An 18429-nucleotide genomic window follows, 5' to 3' on the forward strand; every position below is an offset into this window, starting at 1 on the left:
GACAGCCACCATCGATGTCGACTGAACGACCGCTATCGCGAGCAAGCTCGCTCCCACAGGGATCTGTGCCAAGTCTTATGTTCCGTGAATTCCTATAACAAGAAACCGGAGAACCACCATGTCGTTAAGCGTGTTCGACCTGTTCAAGATTGGCATCGGCCCCTCCAGTTCCCACACCGTCGGCCCGATGCGTGCCGCTGCGCGCTTCGCCGAAGGTTTGCGCCGCGAAAACCTGCTTGAAGCCACCACCTGCGTCAAAGTCGAGCTGTATGGTTCGCTTGGTGCCACCGGCAAAGGCCACGGCAGTGACAAGGCTGTGCTGCTCGGCCTGGAAGGCGAACACCCGGACACCGTGGATACAGAGACCGTCACCGCGCGCCTGCAAGAGATTCGCGGCAACGGCCGCTTGAACCTGCTCGGCGAACACAGCATTGCGTTCAACGAGAAAGAACACCTGGCGATGATTCGCAAACCGTTGGCCTATCACCCCAATGGCATGATTTTCCGCGCCTTCGACGCCGCGGGCCTGCAGATCCGCAGCCGCGAGTACTACTCGGTCGGCGGCGGTTTTGTGGTCGATGAGGACGCCGCCGGCGCCGACCGCATCGTCGAAGACGCCACACCCCTGACCTTTCCGTTCAAAAGCGCCAAGGATCTTCTCGGTCATTGCGTCAAATACGGGCTGTCCATCAGCCAGGTGATGTTGACCAACGAAAGCGCCTGGCGTCCGGAAGCGGAAACCCGCGCCGGCCTGCTGAAAATCTGGCAAGTGATGCAGGACTGCGTCGCCGCCGGATGCCGCAACGAAGGCATCCTGCCCGGCGGGCTGAAGGTCAAGCGCCGGGCCGCCGCACTGCATCGGCAATTGTGCAAGAACCCGGAATCGTCGTTGCGCGATCCCCTGTCGGTGCTGGACTGGGTCAACCTCTACGCCCTGGCCGTCAACGAGGAGAACGCCAACGGTGGGCGCGTCGTAACGGCACCCACCAATGGTGCAGCGGGGATCATTCCAGCGGTATTGCACTACTACATGCGCTTTATCCCGGGCTCCAATGACGACGGCGTGGTGCGATTCCTGCTGACCGCCGCGGCCATCGGCATTCTGTACAAGGAAAACGCCTCGATCTCCGGCGCCGAAGTCGGCTGTCAGGGTGAAGTCGGCGTCGCCTGCTCGATGGCCGCCGGTGCCTTGTGCGAAGTACTCGGCGGCAGCGTGCAGCAAGTGGAAAACGCCGCGGAAATCGGCATGGAACACAACCTCGGATTGACCTGCGACCCGATTGGCGGGCTGGTGCAAGTGCCTTGCATCGAGCGCAACGCCATGGGCTCGGTCAAAGCCATCAATGCGGTGCGCATGGCGCTGCGCGGCGATGGACAACACTTCGTCTCCCTCGACAAGGTCATCCGCACCATGCGCCAGACCGGCGCCGACATGAAAAGCAAATACAAGGAAACCGCCCGTGGCGGTTTGGCGGTCAACATTATCGAGTGCTGATGCGCGCTCATCTGCACCCTTTTTCAGGAGCTGAATATGTCCACCGAACAACTGTTGAAAACTCCGTTGCACGCACTGCACATCGAACTCGGCGCCCGCATGGTGCCCTTCGCCGGCTACGACATGCCCGTGCAGTACCCGCTGGGCGTGATGAAAGAACACCAGCACACCCGCGACCAGGCGGGGTTGTTCGATGTCTCGCACATGGGCCAGATTCGCCTGACCGGCGCCAATGCCGCCAAGGCCCTGGAAACCCTGGTGCCAGTGGACATCATCGACCTGCCAGTGGGCATGCAGCGCTACGCGATGTTCACCAATGCGACGGGCGGCATCCTCGATGACCTGATGGTCGCCAACCTGGGTAATGACGAACTGTTCCTGGTGGTCAACGCCGCCTGCAAGGACCAGGACCTGGCACACCTGCGCAAGCACATTAGCGACCAGTGCACGATCGAACCGCTGTTCGAAGAGCGCGCCCTGCTCGCCCTGCAAGGCCCGGCTGCAGTGACCGTGCTTGCACGTCTGGCCCCTGAAGTGGCGAAGATGACTTTCATGCAGTTCGCCCGCGTGAAGCTGCTGGGCGTGGACTGCTTTGTCAGCCGTTCGGGTTACACCGGTGAAGACGGTTTCGAAATTTCCGTACCCGCCACCAACGCCGAAGCCCTGGCTCGCGCCCTGCTCGCTGAAGCCGAAGTGGCCGCCATCGGCCTGGGCGCCCGCGACTCCCTGCGCCTGGAAGCGGGTTTGTGCCTGTACGGCCACGACATGAACACCGACACCACCCCGATCGAAGCGAGCCTGCTGTGGGCGATCTCCAAGCCACGTCGCGCTGATGGCGCACGGGCCGGCGGCTTCCCTGGCGCCGAAACCGTATTCGCCCAGCAACAGGCAGGCGTGAGCCGCAAACGTGTAGGTCTGCTACCACAGGAACGCACACCCGTGCGCGAAGGCGCCGAGATCGTCAACGAAGCCGGTGACATCATCGGCAGCGTCTGCAGCGGTGGTTTCGGGCCAACCCTGGGCGGCCCGCTAGCCATGGGTTACGTCGACAGCGCTTACATCGCACTGGACACACCGGTCTGGGCGATCGTTCGTGGGAAAAAGGTGCCTTTGCTTGTAAGCAAAATGCCATTTGTTCCACAGCGCTACTATCGCGGCTGATTGAATGTTCCTATAAGTAACGCGGTTGCGTTAACGGCGCACTAATGTGTAACGCAACCGCCATAAAATAGTGCATTGTTTGGCTATAAGCTTCGATTATGAACTTTGCTTATAACGATCGAAAACAATTGAACAAGGTTAGTGAATAAGGCCCCACTAGTGGACTTACTTTGCCATCAACCTGAGGAAATACGGGGCCTACACGGGGCTTGTTTTTTCTCCCGTAGTTGGCGTAGAGTTTGTTCACTGTGTTTGCATGGGTCGCTTGGAATCGTGACCTGGGCAGTAGCCTACAAGTTAGCTACATCCCGTTCGACGTCTTCTTACTCTCCTGCAACCAGCCCCAGTACTCTTTCATGAGAAGGAGACTGTCATTAATTTTTGCGTCAAAGGAAATAAGAAATGTCCCAACGTCAGAGCGGTACCGTCAAGTGGTTTAACGACGAGAAAGGTTTTGGTTTTATCACTCCTGAAAGCGGTCCGGATCTGTTCGTGCATTTCCGCGCCATCCAGGGCAACGGCTTCAAGAGCCTGAAAGAAGGCCAGAAAGTGACTTTCATCGCCGTGCAGGGCCAGAAAGGCATGCAGGCTGACGAAGTACAAGCAGAAGCCTAATCTTCTGTAACGAAAAAGCCCCTGATGCTGACATCAGGGGCTTTTTTGTGCGCGTAAATCCGTAAAATGGCTTCTTTTTCGCCGAGAGCCTGCCATGTCGAAACACCTGCTTACCCCCCAGGGCGACTTTCCTGCCGCTGGCCTGGGTCGTCGCCTGGCAGCCATGTTCTATGATTTCCTGCTGTGCACCGCCCTGCTGATCGTCACCAGCGGCATCTACAAGATGATCCAGATGGCGATCATCGGCGAAGAAAGGATGCGCACCCTTACCGAAGCCGGGGCGCTGGACGGCGACCCCCTGCTCTCTACGGTCCTGCTGTTCGTACTGTTCGGCTTCTTCGCCAAATTCTGGACCTGGTCCGGTCAGACCCTGGGCATGCAGGTCTGGTGCATCCGCGTTCAGAATGCCGATGGCTCGTCCATCAGCCTGTGGCAGGCGCTGCTGCGCTTTGTGGTGTCGATTGCTTCGTTGCTGTGTGTTGGCCTGGGATTCTTCTGGTCGCTGTTCGACAAACAGAAACGCAGCTGGCATGACATCTACTCCAATACCGAACTGGTGCGGATTCCGAAGAAGACCAAATAATTTCCCGACGCAGAAACCACTGTGGGAGCGAGCTTGCTCGCGATGGCGTGGTGTCAGTCAACTTCAATGGTGACTGATACACCGCCATCGCGAGCAAGCTCGCTCCCACAGTTTTTTTGGGCCTGGTTGAAAGATCTCAGGCGTTACCGGCCAGCTTCATCCGCGCCGCCTGGGTGAAATCGAGCATGCGCTTGAGCGGCCGGATCGCCTGCGGGATCAGTGCCGGATCGACAAAGATCTCGTTCGCCCCTTCCTTCAACGCCTTGAGCGTGCGCTCAAGGGTGTTCATGGCCATCCACGGGCAATGTGCACAACTGCGGCACGCCGCGCCGTTACCCGCCGTTGGGGCTTCGATAAAGACCTTGTCCGGGCACAACTGCTGCATCTTGTAGAAAATGCCGCGGTCGGTCGCAACGATCAGCGTCTTGTTCGGCAGGCTCTGTGCCGCCGCGATCAACTGACTGGTGGAGCCCACGGCGTCCGCCAGTTCGATCACCGAGGTCGGCGACTCCGGGTGCACCAGAATCGCCGCATCCGGGTACAGCGCCTTCATGTCTTCAAGCTGCTTGGACTTGAACTCTTCGTGAACGATGCAGGCACCGTCCCACAGCAGCATGTCGGCACCGGTCTGGCGCTGGATGTAGGTCCCCAGGTGCTTGTCCGGGCCCCAGATGATGGTCTCGCCGTTGTCCATCAGGCTTTCGACGATCTCCAGCGCACAGCTTGAAGTCACCACCCAATCCGCTCGGGCCTTTACCGCAGCCGAAGTGTTGGCGTACACCACCACCGTGCGCTCCGGGTGCTGATCGCAGAACGCGGAAAACTCGTCCACAGGGCAACCCAGGTCGAGCGAACAGGTCGCTTCGAGCGTCGGCATCAGCACGCGTTTTTCCGGGTTGAGGATCTTGGCAGTCTCACCCATGAACTTCACGCCGGCGACGACCACGGTCTTGGCCGGATGGGCGTTGCCGAAACGGGCCATTTCCAACGAGTCGGAAACACAACCGCCCGTCTCTTCGGCCAGCGCCTGAATGACAGGGTCACAATAGAAGTGGGCCACCAGCACCGCGTCCTGAGCTTTGAGCTCGGCAGCGATGGCAGCACGGTAATAAGCCTCTTCATCGGCAGTCAGCGGCTTGGGCTGTTTGGCGTCGAGGTGGGCTTGAACCAGAAGGCGTTCGGAAATTTGCGTCATGTTCGCAAGACCTGCAGGCGCATTCGCGCGAAAGTCGAGTATACACCCGGCTCCGGACCCTACGGGGTACCGCCGGGAAAGTGAGTATTCATCAGGCACGGACAGCGTTGAAGCTGCGCAAGGCTACAGAATATCCGATGGATGCAAAAGGTGATTCTGATCTGCGTCATGGGCAGCAGCCCGCAACGAGGCGGACCTGAATCGCGGGCAAAAAAAAACCCGGAAATCCTCACTTGCGTGGGCCTTCCGGATTTTCTAAACCGCCAAAAATGGTGGGTCGTGTGGGATTCGAACCTACGACCAATTGGTTAAAAGCCAACTGCTCTACCAACTGAGCTAACGACCCGCTGTGTGGTGGCGCGTATAATACTGATTTTTAAGGACTATTCAACACCTATTTTGAAATAAATCAAAAATAAGGGGTTGGATCGCTGATTCCGGCCGCTGCAAAGCCTTCCGCACGCAGTCGGCAGCTGTCGCACTTGCCGCACGCACGGCCTTCATCGTCGGCCTGATAGCAGGAAACGGTCAGCCCGTAGTTCACGCCAAGCTTCACGCCCGCCTGGACGATCTGCGCCTTGCTGAGGTTTTGCAGCGGTGCCTGAATACGGAAGCCATTGCCTTCAACACCGGCTTTGGTTGCCAGGTTGGCCATGCGCTCGAACGACTCGATGAACTCGGGACGGCAGTCCGGGTAACCGGAGTAATCCACGGCGTTGACGCCGATGAAGATGTCCCGTGCGCCGAGTACTTCTGCCCAGCCCAGGGCCAGGGACAGGAACACCGTGTTACGCGCAGGCACGTAAGTCACGGGAATGCCTTCACCGAGCTCCTCTGGAATATCGATACTGCTGTCGGTCAGGGCCGAGCCGCCCATGCCGTTCAGGTTCAGGCCGATCACCTTGTGCTCGACCACACCCAGGTCCCGCGCCACACGCTCGGCGGCGTACAGTTCGGCGTGAGAGCGCTGGCCGTAGTCGAAGCTCATGGTGTAGCAGCTGTAGCCTTCGGCGCGCGCCATGGCCACGACGGTCGCCGAGTCCAGGCCACCGGACAGCAGGATGACCGCACGTTTTTCAGCAGTATTGAGTTGTTCAGTCATTTCAGCGCCCCGGCTCGTCATTCCATAGATATTTATGCAGCTGCAATTGCAAACGCACTGGCAGGTTGTCTGCCACCACCCAGTCCGCCAGATCCCGGGCATTGAGATCATGGTGACTTGGCGAGAACAGGACTTCACCGGCGCGCTGGTCCAGACCGTATTGGATCAGCTTGGAAACGGACCAGTCATAGTCCTCTCGCGAGCAGATGACAAACTTCACCTGATCGTTGGGCGTGAGCAGCTCGATGTTTTCGTAGCGGTTGCGGTGTGCTTCCTTCGAACCCGGGGTTTTCAGGTCGACAACGCGACTGACCCGGGAATCTACTGCCGAGATATCGATGGAGCCACTGGTTTCCAGTGACACTTCGTAACCGGCGTCACACAAGCGCTTGAGCAAGGGAATGGCGTTGGGCTGTGCCAGGGGCTCGCCGCCCGTGACGCAGACGTAACGCGGGCGAAATCCTGCGACCTGCTCGAGGATGTCGTCGAGCGTGCGAATGGTCCCGCCGGTGAACGCGTAGGCGCTGTCGCAGTATTGGCAACGCAGAGGGCAACCGGTCAGGCGCACAAAAACAGTGGGCAGGCCAGCAGTCCGCGTTTCACCCTGCAACGAGTAGAAAACTTCGGTGATTCTCAATGTGTCTTGCATAGTCGCCACGGGCGTAACAGCTAAACAGGCTGTCCGCCTCCGTCAGGCACTTGAAGGAACCCCGGCAAAGCGCAGGCCCCCAAAAGCGTGTTTCATAAAAAGGGCGTGAATTCTAACGAAAAAACCCGCGACAAGCGCGGGTTTCTTTGAAACGGGTCAAGCAGGCTTACATTTTTTGCAGATCGCGCTGGGCCAACTGAGCGGCGGAAGTGCCCGGATATTGGGAAACCACCTGCTGCAGAATGCCTTTGACTCGGTCGGTATGCCCCAAGCGGCGCTCTACATCAGCGAGCTTGTACAGCGAGTCCGGCACTTTGGCGTGCTTGGGATACAACTGCGAAACCTTGGCAAATGCCTGACCTGCGCCTTGCAGATCGCCTTTGGCCAGGTTCACTTCGCCCAACCAGTATTGGGCGTTGCCCGCGTACTGGCTGTTCGGGTATTTGCGCAGGAATGCGGCAAAAGCCTGACTGGCCTTGTCGAAATCCTTGGCTTTGATCAGGTCGAAGGCAGCATCGTAGTAGAGCTTTTCCTTCGCCGGATCCGCCGGTTCGCTACCTGCGGCCGGTGCCTGGGCGGCAGCTGCCCCTGCACCAGCTGCTGCACCGGGGGCGTTCAAATCGCCACCGGTGGAAGAATTTTCAGGAGTCGCGGCTGGTGCAACGCCGGTTCCTATGCGCCGATCAAGATCCTGATATCGCTCCAGGTTTTCCTGCTTCATGCGCGCTACATCATTTTGCAGAACTTCAATCGCACCTTGCTGGCGCTCGATCTGTTGCTGCATTGATTGCAGTTGGTTGAACAGCTCGCCCTGTGCCGAGACAGGGGCCGAAACCCCTCCCCCGGCATAGGCGCCGTTCGTACCGTAACCTGCAGGCGGATAACTGCTCCCGCTATTGTTATAGCCGGAGTCGTTATCGACCACAGGAACCGCAGCCCACACCGCAAGCGGCGCGAGGCTGAGAGCCAGAACAGTTACAGCACGACGGCACGTTCGCATGACGAATTACTTACGCAGTTCGACGCGACGGTTTTGAGCCCAGGACTGCTCGTCGTTGCCGGTAGCAACTGGACGCTCTTCGCCGTAGGAAACCAGTTCCAGCTGAGCTGGGGAAACACCTTGCAGTACCAGGTAGCGCTGAACGGCTTTCGCACGACGCTCGCCCAGTGCCATGTTGTACTCACGAGTACCACGTTCGTCGGTGTTGCCTTCCAGAACAACGCGAGCGCCGTTTGCTTTCAGGTCTTTGGCGTGAACGTCCAGAGCGCGCATGGCTTCTGGCTTCAGGTCCGAGCTGTCGTATTCGAAGTAGAAAGTGGTGATAGCGCGCAGAGCAGCTTCTTCGCTCAGGGAGCCGTCAACTGCACCAGTGTTTGCGCCGTAACCAGCGTTTGGATCTACCGCGCCTTCACCGGCATTGTCGCCGCCTTTGGACGAGCAACCTACAGCTACAGCCATGGCCAGTGCCAGCGCAGCAAATTTACCAAACTTCAGCATTTCCATCGTGAAACTCCTAATGAACCCCAGTGTGTTAAGTACAACGTATAGCGCCGCGTCAGTTCAGGTAAGGGGACCAGGAAGGTTCTCTGACTTCGCCTTGTGCGGTAGGAAGCGGGAGCCTTACGCGTCCATTGATGGACACGAGCATCAAGACTCCCCGGCCCTGCTGGCGGGTGGCGTAGATTACCATGGTGCCGTTGGGCGCAACAGTAGGCGACTCGTCCAGAGTGCTATCAGTGAGGATTTTTACACTACCGCGCTGCAAATCCTGGGCCGCCACCTTGAAATTGGTGAAGCCATCCTGACGGTGAATCATGACAAGCGTCTTTTCATCAGCCGACAGTTTAGGGTTGGCGTTGTAGTTACCGACGAAAGTCACGCGTTCGGCACCGCCACCACCGGCACTGGTCTTGTAGATCTGCGGTTTGCCGCCACGGTCGGAAGTGAAGTAGATGGTCGAGCCATCCTTGCCCCAGAACGGTTCGGTGTTGATGCCAGGACCGTTGGTGACGCGGCTGATCTGACGCGAACCCAGGTTCATCACGTAGATGTCCGGGTTGCCGTCTTTCGACAGTACGAACGCCAGGCGATTGCCATCCGGTGACCAGGCTGGCGCACCGTTCAGGCCTTCGAAGTTGGTGATCTGCTCACGGCGACCGGTGTCGATGTTCTGCATGAAGATGCGTGGACGCTTCTGCTCGAAGGAGACATAAGCGATGCGCTTGCCATCCGGTGCGAAACGCGGCGACAGGATCGGCTCGCGCGACTGCAGCAGGGTCACGGCGCGAGCACCGTCGTAGTCCGAACGTTGCAGGGTGTAGCGAGTGTTGTTCTCGGAGAAACGCTCGGCCGTTACGTACAGCAGGCGAGTCGAGAAGGCACCCTTGATACCCGTGAGTTTTTCGAACGACTGGTCGGAGATGTAGTGCGCCATGTCGCGCAACTGATCGACGCCGCCGGACACGCTGCCGGTCAGCACTTGCTGCTCGGTGGCCACGTTGAACAGTGCGTATTGCACCTGCAGGCGACCGCCCGCCGGCACAATGCTGCCGACCATGACGTACTGGGCACCCAGCGCCTTGAAGTCACGGAAGATGATTTCGCTGGCCTGGCTCGGCTGGCTGATCATGTTCTGCTTTGGAAGCGGCGAGTAGTAACCCGAGTTGCGCAGGTCGTTACCGATGATTTCCGCCATGTCGTCCGGCAGTACGCTACCGCCCTGGAAGCCGAACGGCACGACTGCGATCGGGGTCGCTCGATCGCTGCCGCTGGTAACCAGAATGTTTTTCTCATCTGCCATCGCCATCCCTGCCATGCAGCAGATAACGACCAGCATTCCTCGAAGAAGGTTTCTCACAAGGCTAGATCCTCAGGTGTGAATGTCATCTTGAATGAACGATACGGAGCGAAATCACTCGGCTTCATTCCCTGCATTTCTGTCAAACGTCCAATATTCTTCACCGCTGCAACAGCCGATGCGTCAAACGGACCGTCGCCACTGGACTTGGACACGCTGACCGAAGTCACCGTACCGTCCGGCAACATGCCGATTTGCAACACGACCGTCATGCCTTTGCGTGCTGAAGGTGGACGAGCCCAGCCTTCCGCTGCACGCGCACGAATCAGGTCATCGAAACTGCCGGCGACTTCGTCGCCCTGCTCATCGGCCAAGGCCTGTTGACGCTGCGGCGTGTCTGAAAGCAAATCTGCCAGGGCCTGGGCCTTTTTGTCTTCGGCGGATTTACGCGCCGCATCCTGCGATTTCTTCTTCGCAGCATCGGCAGCAGCTTTCTTCTTCGCTTCCTCGGCGACTTTCTTCTTCGCCTCTTCAGCTTCAGCTTTCTTCTTGGCGTCTTCCGCGGCTTTCTTCTTCGCGTCTTCGACGATCTTTTTCTTGGCTTCTTCAGCGGCCGCTTTCTTGGCCTCTTCTTCCGCAGCTTTCTTGGCTTCTTCTTCAGCTTTCTTCTTGGCTATATCAGCCAATTGTTTCTCTTCTGCCTTCTTGGCTTCCGCGGTTTTCTTCGCATCGTCGGCTTTCTTGGCTTCATCAGCCTTTTTCGCCTCGTCCGCTTTCTTCGCCTCGTCGGCCTTCTTGGCTTCTTCGGCCTTTTGAGCAGCCTCTTCTTTCTTTTGTTCCGCAGCCTTCACCGCTTCCTGCTCGACCTTTTTCTGTTCCATCTGCTCGACTTCGGTCTGACGCGCAGCAGATTTCTGCGCCTCACCGGCAATCTTCTGATTGGTCTGGGTGGTCGCCCGACTTTTCGATTTCAGCTGGTACAAGGTCGCCTGGACAATCGGCTTGGCCGGCGGCAGTTCCGGGGTAAAGGCAAAGCTGACGAACAGCATGCCGAACACCAGCACGTGCAAGCCAATCGCCCAGACACTAGGCCAGAAGTAGCTTTCCGAGGCGGACGGCTCTCGCTGTTGCTGCATCAGGGCGCCTCGGTAATCAAGCCAACATTACCGACCCCGGCTTTCTGCAACCCGCCCATGGCGCCCATTACGGAGCCGTAATCGACACTCTTGTCGCCGCGAATGAAGACCTGGGTACGCTTGCCGCCTTCGTTACCGACGCGAATGATCTTGGTCACCGCGTCAGTCATCTGCGGCAGGGTCATGGCCCGATCCTGCTGCTTTTCGGTGTCGACTTCGCTACCAAGGTTCCAGTAGTAGGTCTTGTCGGATTTGATGGAAATGGTCAGGACCTGGGTGTTGTTGTCCTGCGGCAAGGCTTCGCTGGAAACCTTGGGCAGATCAACTTTCACGCCCTGATTGAGCATCGGCGCGGTCACCATGAAGATGACCAGCAGTACCAACATCACGTCGATGTAAGGCACTACGTTCATCTCGGCGACCGGCTTGCGCTTTTTGCGAGCTCGAGCGATTAAAGCCATTGGAAATTACCTGCTTATTCTTCGCTGGTGTGCACTTTGCGGTGCAGGATCGCCTGGAACTCGTCGGCGAAGGTGTAGTAGCGGCCCAGCAGGGTTTCACTGCGCGCAGCAAAACGGTTGTAAGCGATAACAGCTGGAATGGCAGCGAACAGACCGATGGCCGTGGCGATCAGTGCTTCGGCAATACCCGGGGCCACAGTGGCCAGGGTCGCTTGCTGGGCGGTTGCCAGGCCACGGAAGGAGTTCATGATCCCCCAGACGGTGCCGAACAGACCGATGTACGGGCTGACGGAACCAACGGTGGCCAGGAAGGGCAGGCTCTGCTCAAGCTTTTCTTCTTCGCGGGAAATGGCAACGCGCATGGCACGCGCCACGCCTTCCATGACCGCTTCCGGGTCAACGCCTGACTGCTGGCGCAGACGGGAGAATTCCTTGAAACCGGCACGGAAGATTTGTTCGACACCCGAATCAGGGTCCGGATTGCTGCCGGCCTGACGGTACAGCTTGGACAGGTCGATACCTGACCAGAAGCGCTCTTCAAAGCTCTCCAGGGCACGTCGACCGGCGCGCAGCAGGTTGCTGCGCTGAAAGATCATGATCCACGAGGTCACCGATGCGGCTACCAGGATCAGCATTACCAGTTGCACCACGATACTGGCATTGCTGACCAGGCTCCACATGGAGGAATGGTCGACGACGTTAGCTTCCACGCTTTATCTCCTGCTTTGAGTGTGTACCCGCGCCGCTCACGTCGGCAAAGGCCGCTCGTAAAGCTTCGGGAATGGCCCGGGGTTTTAAACTTTCAGTGCGCACACAGGCCACCAGAAACTGCCCTTCGCAGAGCAGTGCGTTATCCGTTGCTCGCCTGACCTGCTGCTTGAAGCGCAGGCTGGCACGGTTCAATTCGATTACTTCAGCGCTTACCAACAGTTCGTCATCCAGTCGCGCCGGCGCGTGGTAGCGCGCTTCGCTGGAATGCACGACGAACAACAGGTCCTCCCCTGCCAGCTGCGATTGGGCAAAGCCCAGATCTCGTAGCCGCTCGGTTCGAGCCCGTTCCATAAACTTGAGGTAATTAACGTAATACACGATGCCGCCCGCATCGGTGTCCTCGTAATAAACGCGACAACGATGTGCGAAAGGCTCAAGCCCGTTTTGCGCGCGCATACTCTAGTGCTTACTCCTCAGGTTGCCAATCCGGCATGGCAACTGTTTTTCATTGTTCTGCGGCTTTCACGTGAAAGTACGGTCCTGGGACCCTACATTGCCCGAAAAAATCAGCACGCAATGTTAATTAATCGTCAGCGGCTTCAAGAAACTCGTCTACCACGGGCATTTCGCCCAATCGTGACGGAATGTTTAAGCCGAAATGCAGGTAGGCATGCCGCGTCACCACCCGCCCCCGTGGCGTGCGCATGATGTAACCCTGCTGGATCAGGTAAGGCTCCAGCACGTCTTCGATGGTGTGACGCTCTTCACTGATGGCGGCGGCCAGGCTGTCGACCCCGACTGGCCCGCCGTCGAATTTCTCGATCATGGTCAACAACAGACGCCGGTCCTGGTGATCGAAGCCACGTTCGTCGACGTCCAGCAGGTTCAGCGCCAGGTCGGCAATCGGCTTGGTGATATGCCCCTTGGCGCGAACTTCGGCGAAATCACGCACCCGGCGCAGCAGCCGGTTGGCGATCCGTGGCGTGCCACGGGCACGGCGGGCGATTTCGAAGGCGCCTTCCGGGTCCAGCGGCAAACCGAGGATACTCGCCGAACGACTGACAATCGTCGACAAATCGGCGTTGTTGTAGAACTCAAGACGCTGAACGATGCCGAAACGGTCACGCAACGGGTTGGTGAGCATCCCCGCCCGCGTCGTTGCGCCGACCAGCGTGAACGGCGGCAGATCCAGCTTGATCGAACGCGCGGCCGGACCTTCGCCGATCATGATGTCGAGCTGGAAATCCTCCATGGCCGGGTACAGCACCTCTTCAACGATGGGCGACAGGCGATGGATCTCGTCGATAAACAGCACATCGTGGGGTTCAAGGTTGGTCAACAGCGCCGCCAGGTCACCGGGGCGCTCCAGCACCGGCCCCGAGGTGCTCTTGATCGATACGCCCATTTCTTGGGCGATGATGTTGGCGAGGGTGGTCTTGCCCAGGCCGGGCGGCCCGAAGATCAGCGTGTGATCCAGGGATTCATTACGACCGCGCGCAGCCTGAATGAACAACTCCATCTGCTCGCGAACGGTCGGTTGGCCAATATATTCGGCCAGGCTGACCGGGCGAATGGCTCGGTCCTGGACTTCTTCGCGCTCACGCGGACTGTGCGTGGCAGCGATCAGACGATCAGCTTCAATCACTTAGATCATTCCCTTCAAGGCGCGGCGGATCATGTCTTCACTGCTCAAATCTTTCTCCTTGATCGCAGACACTGCCTTGCTCGCTTCCTGGGGCTTGTAGCCCAGGGAAATCAAGGCGCTGACGGCGTCAGTCTCGGCAGTGTTCACCGGAGCCGGACCATCCGGCTGGTTCGGCACCAGGGCGAACATGGCCGGTACGGTTTCCCAGGCCTTGAAGCGATCCTTGAGTTCCACCAGCAAACGCTCGGCGGTTTTCTTGCCGACGCCCGGGACCTTGGTCAGCGCCGACGTGTCCTGTGACTGTACACAACGAACCAGTTCGTCGACTTCCAGGCTCGACATCAAGGCCAGGGCCAGTTTCGGCCCGACGCCATTGAGACGGATCAATTCGCGAAAAAAGTCGCGTTCACGCTTGCCGACAAAACCATAGAGTAACTGTGCGTCTTCGCGCACGACCAAATGCGTGTGCAAGGTTAGCGGCTCACCGACCGACGGCAAGCGGTAAAGGGTCGTCATGGGCACTTCAAGTTCATAGCCCAGGCCATTTACATCCAGGATCAGATGGGGAGGCTGCTTCTCAGCCAGGGTGCCGCGCAAACGTCCAATCACGTTACAAATCCTTGAGCGTTGGCCAGCTCATGGCCAGCGACTGATAGAGCGAGGAATACCGCCGACAACACAGGCGGAATACCCTCACTCCATGAAAATGATTGCTGATGCTATCAGAGACGCAGGCGCCCGCCACGACTGCGTGCAGCTCCCAGACCATGGGGCAACAGACTGGAACGGGTATGAGCGTGGCAGATGGCAATGGCCAGGGCATCCGAAGCATCGATCTGCGGTTTGCTGGTGAGTTTGAGCATGTGCATGACCATCATCTGCACCTGTTCCTTGTTGGCCGCACCGGTGCCGACGACCGCCTGCTTGACCTGGGTTGCAGTGTATTCGGCAATTTCCAGGCTTTCCTCGGCTCCCGCCACGATCGCGGCACCACGGGCCTGCCCCAGTTTCAGGGCGGAATCGGCGTTACGGGCCATGAACACCTTTTCGATCCCCATGGTCACCGGGTGGTAAGTCTGAATGATCTCCCGCACCCCGCGGTAGACAATCTGCAGCCGCTCATGCAGCTCGCCGGCACCGGTGCGGATACAACCGGAGGCGACGTACTCACAGCCACGGCCGGTATCGCGAACCACACCGTAACCGGTGATGCGCGAACCGGGGTCGATACCAAGAATTAAAGTCATAACGCCTGCGGATAAATTGAAATAACGCGTCGGCCAGAACACCGCACGCTGTAGGAGCGAGCTCGCTCGCGATGGACCTTAACGATAACGCAACGTTTGAAATCAGCGTCGCTCTCAGGTTTATCGCGAGCAAGCTCGCTCCTACAAAGACGGCGCTCTCAACCGAGCTGCGCGGCCACCGACTCCGGAATCTCCGCGTTGGAATAGACGTTTTGCACGTCATCCAGGTCTTCGAGCATGTCGATCAGCTTGAGGACTTTCTCGGCGCCTTCCAGATCGAGCTCGGCGCTGGTGGTCGGCAACATGACGATTTCAGCGTCGTCACCCTTGAAGCCCGCCGCTTCCAGTGCGTTACGCACGGAATAGAATCCGGCAAACGAGGTGAAAACGTCGATCGAACCGTCTTCGTTGGTCACCACGTCATCGGCGTCGGCTTCCATGGCGGCTTCCATCAGTGCGTCTTCGTCAACGCCGGCAGCGAAGGAGATCTGCCCCTTGCGCTCGAACAGATAGGCCACCGAACCGTCAGTCCCCAGGTTGCCACCGCACTTGCTGAACGCGTGACGAACAGCGGCTGCGGTGCGATTACGGTTGTCGGTCATGCATTCGACCATCACCGCCACGCCGCCCGGACCGTAACCTTCGTAGGTCAGTTCGACCACGTCGTCCGTGTCGGCAGCGCCGGTTCCGCGGGCGACGGCACGATCGATGATGTCGCGGCTCATGTTCGCACCCAGGGCCTTGTCCAGGGCCAGGCGCAGACGCGGATTGGAGCCTGGATCACCACCACCCTGACGGGCAGCGACGGTCAGCTCACGAATCCACTTGGTGAAGATCTTGCCCCTCTTGGCATCCTGACGTTCTTTGCGGTGCTTGATGTTCGCCCACTTGGAATGACCTGCCATAACTCGCTCCGAATTCTCTTTGAAACATTGCCCGCCGCGCTGCATTGCGCCGGCCGGCAAACAAAAATCTTGAACTGCTCTGCCTATAAAGGAAAGGGCGCATCCACAGATGCGCCCTTCAGGTCAGCCTTACTCGGCCTTAGGCGTTTCGCGCAGACGAATGTGCAGTTCGCGCAATGCCTTGGCATCCACCTGGCCCGGCGCCTGAGTCATGACATCCGCCGCGCTCTGGGTTTTCGGGAAGGCGATCACTTCACGGATCGACTGGGCGCCGGTCATCAGCATGACCAGACGGTCCAGACCGAAGGCCAGGCCACCGTGCGGTGGCGCGCCGTATTTCAGGGCATCGAGCAGGAAGCCGAATTTCTCTTCCTGTTCCGCTTCGTTGATGCCCAACAGACGGAACACCGACTGCTGCATCTCTTTACGGTGGATACGGATCGAACCGCCACCCAGTTCGGTACCGTTCAATACCATGTCGTAGGCACGGGACAGAGCGCCAGCCGGGTTGGCCTCCAGCTCTTGCGGGGTGCACTTCGGCGCGGTGAACGGGTGGTGCAAGGCGGTGAAGCTGCCGTCGTCGTTTTCTTCAAACATCGGGAAGTCGACGACCCACATTGGTGCCCACTTGCAGGTCAGCAGGTCCAGGTCGTGGCCGAGCTTGATCCGCAGCGCGCCCAGGGCTTCGCTGACGATCTTCGCCTTGTCGGCGCCGAAGAACACGATATCGCCGTCGACCGCACCGACGCGATCGAGGATCACGTTGAGGTTGTCTTCAGGGATGTTCTTCACGATTGGCGACTGCAGGCCTTCAACGCCCTTGGCACGCTCGTTGACCTTGATGTACGCCAGGCCCTTGGCACCGTAGATGCCGACGAACTTGGTGTAGTCGTCGATCTGCTTGCGCGGCATGCTCGCCCCGCCAGGTACGCGCAAGGCGGCGATACGGCATTTCGGGTCGTTGGCCGGGCCGCTGAACACCTTGAAGTCGACTTCCTTGAGCTGATCGGCCACGTCCACCAGTTCCAGCGGGTTACGCAGGTCTGGCTTGTCGGAACCGTAGCGGCGCATGGCTTCTTCGAAGGTCATGTGCGGGAACTCGCCGAATTCCAGGCCCAGCACTTCCTTGAACAAGTTGCGGATCATTTGCTCGGTCAGGCCCATGATCTCTTTTTCATCGAGGAAGCTGGTCTCGATGTCGATCTGGGTGAATTCCGGCTGACGGTCGGCACGCAGGTCTTCGTCACGGAAGCACTTGGCGATCTGGTAGTAACGGTCGAAGCCGGCCACCATCAGCAGTTGCTTGAACAGCTGCGGCGATTGCGGCAAGGCGAAGAACGAACCGGCATGAGTACGGCTCGGCACCAGGTAGTCGCGTGCGCCTTCCGGGGTGGCACGGGTCAGGATCGGCGTCTCGACGTCGAGGAAGCCGTTCTCGTCCAGGAAGCGGCGGATGCTGGTGGTCATGCGCGAGCGCAGACGCAGCTTCTCGGCCATTTCCGGGCGACGCAGGTCGAGGAAGCGATAGCGCAGGCGGGTTTCTTCGCCGACGTCGGAGAACTCGTTCAGCGGGAACGGCGGGGTTTCCGACTCGTTCAGCACTTCCAGCTCGTAGCCCAGGACTTCGATCATGCCCGACGCCATGTTGGCGTTGGTCGCGCCGGCCGGACGCAGGCGAACCTTGCCGGTGATCTTCACGACGTACTCGCTGCGCACGCGATCGGCAGCGGCGAAGGTTTCAGCACGGTCAGGATCGAACACGACCTGGGCCAGACCATCACGATCACGGATATCGAGGAAAATCACCCCACCGTGGTCACGGCGACGGTGGACCCATCCGCAAAGGGTAATTTCCTGGCCGTCCAGGCTTTCGTTCAGTTGGCCGCAATAATGGCTGCGCATCATGGTCGTGGTTTCACTTCTCGTAATTCGAAATTCGGTGGAGATCCTACAGCAGCCCCGCCTTTTAAAAAGTCGTCGGGTGATGCAAGAGCACGCGTGTCGTTCAACTCAGGTTCCAGACCTTAGTCAGCTTTGTCGCCGCCGGCCAGGTTCTTCTTGGAACCGGTCTTGAAATCGGTTTCGTACCAACCCGTGCCGCTGAGGCGGAAGCCCGGCATGGACAGCAACTTTTTAAGCTCTGGCGCCTGACAGGCAGGGCAGTCGACCAGCGGTGCATCGCTGATCTTTTGAATGGCTTCCAACTGATGACCACAGGAAGCACATTGATAATCGTACATCGGCATGGAGGTTGTCTCGGCGATCAGATTGCTACCGCGAACGCAGGGTTTTGCGGCAAAGAGCGGGATTATATCCATTAAATGCGGCCTGTGCAGCCGTAAGACTGCACAGACCGACACTCTGCTGTTTTCGCCGCCCAGACTAGGCCGTGGCGATGCAACCCCCTTCCTTGAGACTGTGCACGACACAGACAACCCGCACCAACCCACTGAAGTTCCTTACCCCGCCGTGACGCAAATGAACTTCGCGATCCACATGAGACAACAGGTTGTTGACCGAGCAACCATTGACCCGGGCCATCCCCCCCAAAATACCCCAATAAACCTGCTCGAGCCGCAAACAGGTGGCGAAGCCATTCAATCGCACGGAGCGGGACAAGGGCTGCGCCAGCCCCATATCGAACTCGCGAACAAACGGATCAACCTTTACATCCTTGTGCGAACCGTATCGCCCCTCTTCCTGCCTTTCATAAACCATAACGCTGA

General features: G+C 58.7%; 21 protein-coding genes and 1 tRNA gene. 4 read left to right on the forward strand and 18 right to left on the reverse strand.

Going from position 1 to position 18429, the window contains the following annotated elements; translation table 11 throughout:
- The first annotated feature begins 118 nt into the window (after positions 1-118).
- The 4 genes from AC1Q6Y_RS04000 (at position 119) to AC1Q6Y_RS04015 (ending at position 3854) form a co-directional block, all read left to right on the forward strand.
- Positions 119-1495 carry an L-serine ammonia-lyase gene (locus AC1Q6Y_RS04000; RefSeq protein ID WP_340313158.1) on the forward strand — a complete coding sequence of 459 codons (1377 nt, stop codon included), beginning with the start codon at positions 119-121 and terminating at the stop codon, positions 1493-1495.
- A 36-nt stretch (positions 1496-1531) separates the two neighbouring features.
- The gene (gene gcvT / locus AC1Q6Y_RS04005) at positions 1532-2656 is read left to right on the forward strand and encodes a glycine cleavage system aminomethyltransferase GcvT (protein ID WP_492624066.1); all 1125 of its coding nucleotides are present in this window, start codon (positions 1532-1534) and stop codon (positions 2654-2656) included.
- A 402-nt stretch (positions 2657-3058) separates the two neighbouring features.
- Positions 3059-3271, forward strand: coding sequence for a cold-shock protein (locus tag AC1Q6Y_RS04010; RefSeq protein WP_007977299.1), 213 nt, complete (start codon positions 3059-3061; stop codon positions 3269-3271).
- A gap of 94 nt (positions 3272-3365) precedes the next feature.
- Positions 3366-3854 carry an RDD family protein gene (locus AC1Q6Y_RS04015; protein ID WP_057713522.1) on the forward strand — a complete coding sequence of 163 codons (489 nt, stop codon included), beginning with the start codon at positions 3366-3368 and terminating at the stop codon, positions 3852-3854.
- A 136-nt stretch (positions 3855-3990) separates the two neighbouring features.
- Here the strand turns inward: AC1Q6Y_RS04015 and nadA are convergent, their stop codons facing one another.
- The 18 genes from nadA to AC1Q6Y_RS04105 all read right to left on the reverse strand — a co-directional run bounded on the left by nadA (position 3991) and on the right by AC1Q6Y_RS04105 (position 18421).
- On the reverse strand, positions 3991-5049 hold the full coding sequence (nadA, locus tag AC1Q6Y_RS04020) for a quinolinate synthase NadA (RefSeq protein ID WP_007995624.1): 1059 nt from the start codon (positions 5047-5049) through the stop codon (positions 3991-3993).
- A gap of 270 nt (positions 5050-5319) precedes the next feature.
- Positions 5320-5395: transfer RNA gene (locus tag AC1Q6Y_RS04025), tRNA-Lys, on the reverse strand.
- A 63-nt stretch (positions 5396-5458) separates the two neighbouring features.
- Positions 5459-6151, reverse strand: a complete 693-nt coding sequence (gene queC / locus AC1Q6Y_RS04030; RefSeq protein WP_090457445.1) for a 7-cyano-7-deazaguanine synthase QueC — start codon at positions 6149-6151, stop codon at positions 5459-5461.
- A gap of 1 nt (position 6152) precedes the next feature.
- Positions 6153-6800: a 7-carboxy-7-deazaguanine synthase QueE gene (queE, locus tag AC1Q6Y_RS04035; RefSeq protein WP_007995628.1), complete on the reverse strand. Its 648-nt coding sequence runs from the start codon at positions 6798-6800 to the stop codon at positions 6153-6155.
- A gap of 166 nt (positions 6801-6966) precedes the next feature.
- Positions 6967-7800 carry a tol-pal system protein YbgF gene (gene ybgF / locus AC1Q6Y_RS04040; protein ID WP_057713519.1) on the reverse strand — a complete coding sequence of 278 codons (834 nt, stop codon included), beginning with the start codon at positions 7798-7800 and terminating at the stop codon, positions 6967-6969.
- Between the two features lie 6 nt (positions 7801-7806).
- Positions 7807-8304: a peptidoglycan-associated lipoprotein Pal gene (gene pal / locus AC1Q6Y_RS04045; RefSeq protein ID WP_003178634.1), complete on the reverse strand. Its 498-nt coding sequence runs from the start codon at positions 8302-8304 to the stop codon at positions 7807-7809.
- 52 nt (positions 8305-8356) lie between these two features.
- Positions 8357-9637, reverse strand: coding sequence for a Tol-Pal system beta propeller repeat protein TolB (tolB, locus tag AC1Q6Y_RS04050; protein ID WP_167362903.1), 1281 nt, complete (start codon positions 9635-9637; stop codon positions 8357-8359).
- 17 nt (positions 9638-9654) lie between these two features.
- Positions 9655-10734 (reverse strand): cell envelope integrity protein TolA, encoded by a 1080-nt coding sequence (tolA, locus tag AC1Q6Y_RS04055; RefSeq protein WP_056726036.1) that lies wholly within the window; start codon positions 10732-10734, stop codon positions 9655-9657.
- On the reverse strand, positions 10734-11186 hold the full coding sequence (gene tolR / locus AC1Q6Y_RS04060) for a protein TolR (protein ID WP_162135951.1): 453 nt from the start codon (positions 11184-11186) through the stop codon (positions 10734-10736). Before tolR ends, tolA begins: the two co-directional genes overlap by 1 nt.
- A gap of 23 nt (positions 11187-11209) precedes the next feature.
- Positions 11210-11905, reverse strand: a complete 696-nt coding sequence (gene tolQ / locus AC1Q6Y_RS04065) for a protein TolQ (protein ID WP_007897030.1) — start codon at positions 11903-11905, stop codon at positions 11210-11212.
- A complete protein-coding gene (gene ybgC / locus AC1Q6Y_RS04070) occupies positions 11895-12362 on the reverse strand; it encodes a tol-pal system-associated acyl-CoA thioesterase (RefSeq protein WP_057713518.1) in 468 nt (155 codons plus the stop codon). Before ybgC ends, tolQ begins: the two co-directional genes overlap by 11 nt.
- A gap of 127 nt (positions 12363-12489) precedes the next feature.
- A complete protein-coding gene (gene ruvB / locus AC1Q6Y_RS04075) occupies positions 12490-13551 on the reverse strand; it encodes a Holliday junction branch migration DNA helicase RuvB (RefSeq protein ID WP_057713517.1) in 1062 nt (353 codons plus the stop codon).
- Positions 13552-14160 carry a Holliday junction branch migration protein RuvA gene (gene ruvA, locus AC1Q6Y_RS04080; protein ID WP_008052450.1) on the reverse strand — a complete coding sequence of 203 codons (609 nt, stop codon included), beginning with the start codon at positions 14158-14160 and terminating at the stop codon, positions 13552-13554. It lies immediately after the preceding gene.
- A 113-nt stretch (positions 14161-14273) separates the two neighbouring features.
- Entirely contained in the window at positions 14274-14798 is a 525-nt protein-coding gene (gene ruvC, locus AC1Q6Y_RS04085) for a crossover junction endodeoxyribonuclease RuvC (RefSeq protein ID WP_008015799.1), read from the reverse strand.
- A gap of 158 nt (positions 14799-14956) precedes the next feature.
- Complete coding sequence (locus AC1Q6Y_RS04090) at positions 14957-15703, reverse strand: YebC/PmpR family DNA-binding transcriptional regulator (RefSeq protein ID WP_007995641.1); 747 nt, start codon at positions 15701-15703, stop codon at positions 14957-14959.
- A 129-nt stretch (positions 15704-15832) separates the two neighbouring features.
- Positions 15833-17608: an aspartate--tRNA ligase gene (gene aspS / locus AC1Q6Y_RS04095; protein ID WP_007995642.1), complete on the reverse strand. Its 1776-nt coding sequence runs from the start codon at positions 17606-17608 to the stop codon at positions 15833-15835.
- 119 nt (positions 17609-17727) lie between these two features.
- The gene (locus tag AC1Q6Y_RS04100; protein ID WP_032829812.1) at positions 17728-17949 is read right to left on the reverse strand and encodes an FmdB family zinc ribbon protein; all 222 of its coding nucleotides are present in this window, start codon (positions 17947-17949) and stop codon (positions 17728-17730) included.
- 136 nt (positions 17950-18085) lie between these two features.
- On the reverse strand, positions 18086-18421 hold the full coding sequence (locus AC1Q6Y_RS04105; RefSeq protein ID WP_492624067.1) for a ribbon-helix-helix domain-containing protein: 336 nt from the start codon (positions 18419-18421) through the stop codon (positions 18086-18088).
- Positions 18422-18429 lie beyond the last annotated feature (8 nt).

This window comes from Pseudomonas sp. GW823-FHT06E10, assembly GCF_058794995.1.

Coding starts and splice junctions, on each gene's coding strand:
- AC1Q6Y_RS04010 (WP_007977299.1), top strand. CDS start 3,059: ATGTCCCAACGTCAGAGCGGTACCGTCAAGTGGTTTAACGACGAGAAA.
- AC1Q6Y_RS04090 (WP_007995641.1), bottom strand. CDS start 15,703: ATGGCAGGTCATTCCAAGTGGGCGAACATCAAGCACCGCAAAGAACGT.
- AC1Q6Y_RS04100 (WP_032829812.1), bottom strand. CDS start 17,949: ATGCCGATGTACGATTATCAATGTGCTTCCTGTGGTCATCAGTTGGAA.
- aspS (WP_007995642.1), bottom strand. CDS start 17,608: ATGATGCGCAGCCATTATTGCGGCCAACTGAACGAAAGCCTGGACGGC.
- nadA (WP_007995624.1), bottom strand. CDS start 5,049: ATGACGCAAATTTCCGAACGCCTTCTGGTTCAAGCCCACCTCGACGCC.
- tolA (WP_056726036.1), bottom strand. CDS start 10,734: ATGCAGCAACAGCGAGAGCCGTCCGCCTCGGAAAGCTACTTCTGGCCT.
- AC1Q6Y_RS04015 (WP_057713522.1), top strand. CDS start 3,366: ATGTCGAAACACCTGCTTACCCCCCAGGGCGACTTTCCTGCCGCTGGC.
- pal (WP_003178634.1), bottom strand. CDS start 8,304: ATGGAAATGCTGAAGTTTGGTAAATTTGCTGCGCTGGCACTGGCCATG.
- ybgF (WP_057713519.1), bottom strand. CDS start 7,800: ATGCGAACGTGCCGTCGTGCTGTAACTGTTCTGGCTCTCAGCCTCGCG.
- AC1Q6Y_RS04105 (WP_492624067.1), bottom strand. CDS start 18,421: ATGGTTTATGAAAGGCAGGAAGAGGGGCGATACGGTTCGCACAAGGAT.
- gcvT (WP_492624066.1), top strand. CDS start 1,532: ATGTCCACCGAACAACTGTTGAAAACTCCGTTGCACGCACTGCACATC.
- ruvC (WP_008015799.1), bottom strand. CDS start 14,798: ATGACTTTAATTCTTGGTATCGACCCCGGTTCGCGCATCACCGGTTAC.
- AC1Q6Y_RS04000 (WP_340313158.1), top strand. CDS start 119: ATGTCGTTAAGCGTGTTCGACCTGTTCAAGATTGGCATCGGCCCCTCC.
- queE (WP_007995628.1), bottom strand. CDS start 6,800: ATGCAAGACACATTGAGAATCACCGAAGTTTTCTACTCGTTGCAGGGT.
- queC (WP_090457445.1), bottom strand. CDS start 6,151: ATGACTGAACAACTCAATACTGCTGAAAAACGTGCGGTCATCCTGCTG.
- ybgC (WP_057713518.1), bottom strand. CDS start 12,362: ATGCGCGCGCAAAACGGGCTTGAGCCTTTCGCACATCGTTGTCGCGTT.
- tolB (WP_167362903.1), bottom strand. CDS start 9,637: ATGCTGGTCGTTATCTGCTGCATGGCAGGGATGGCGATGGCAGATGAG.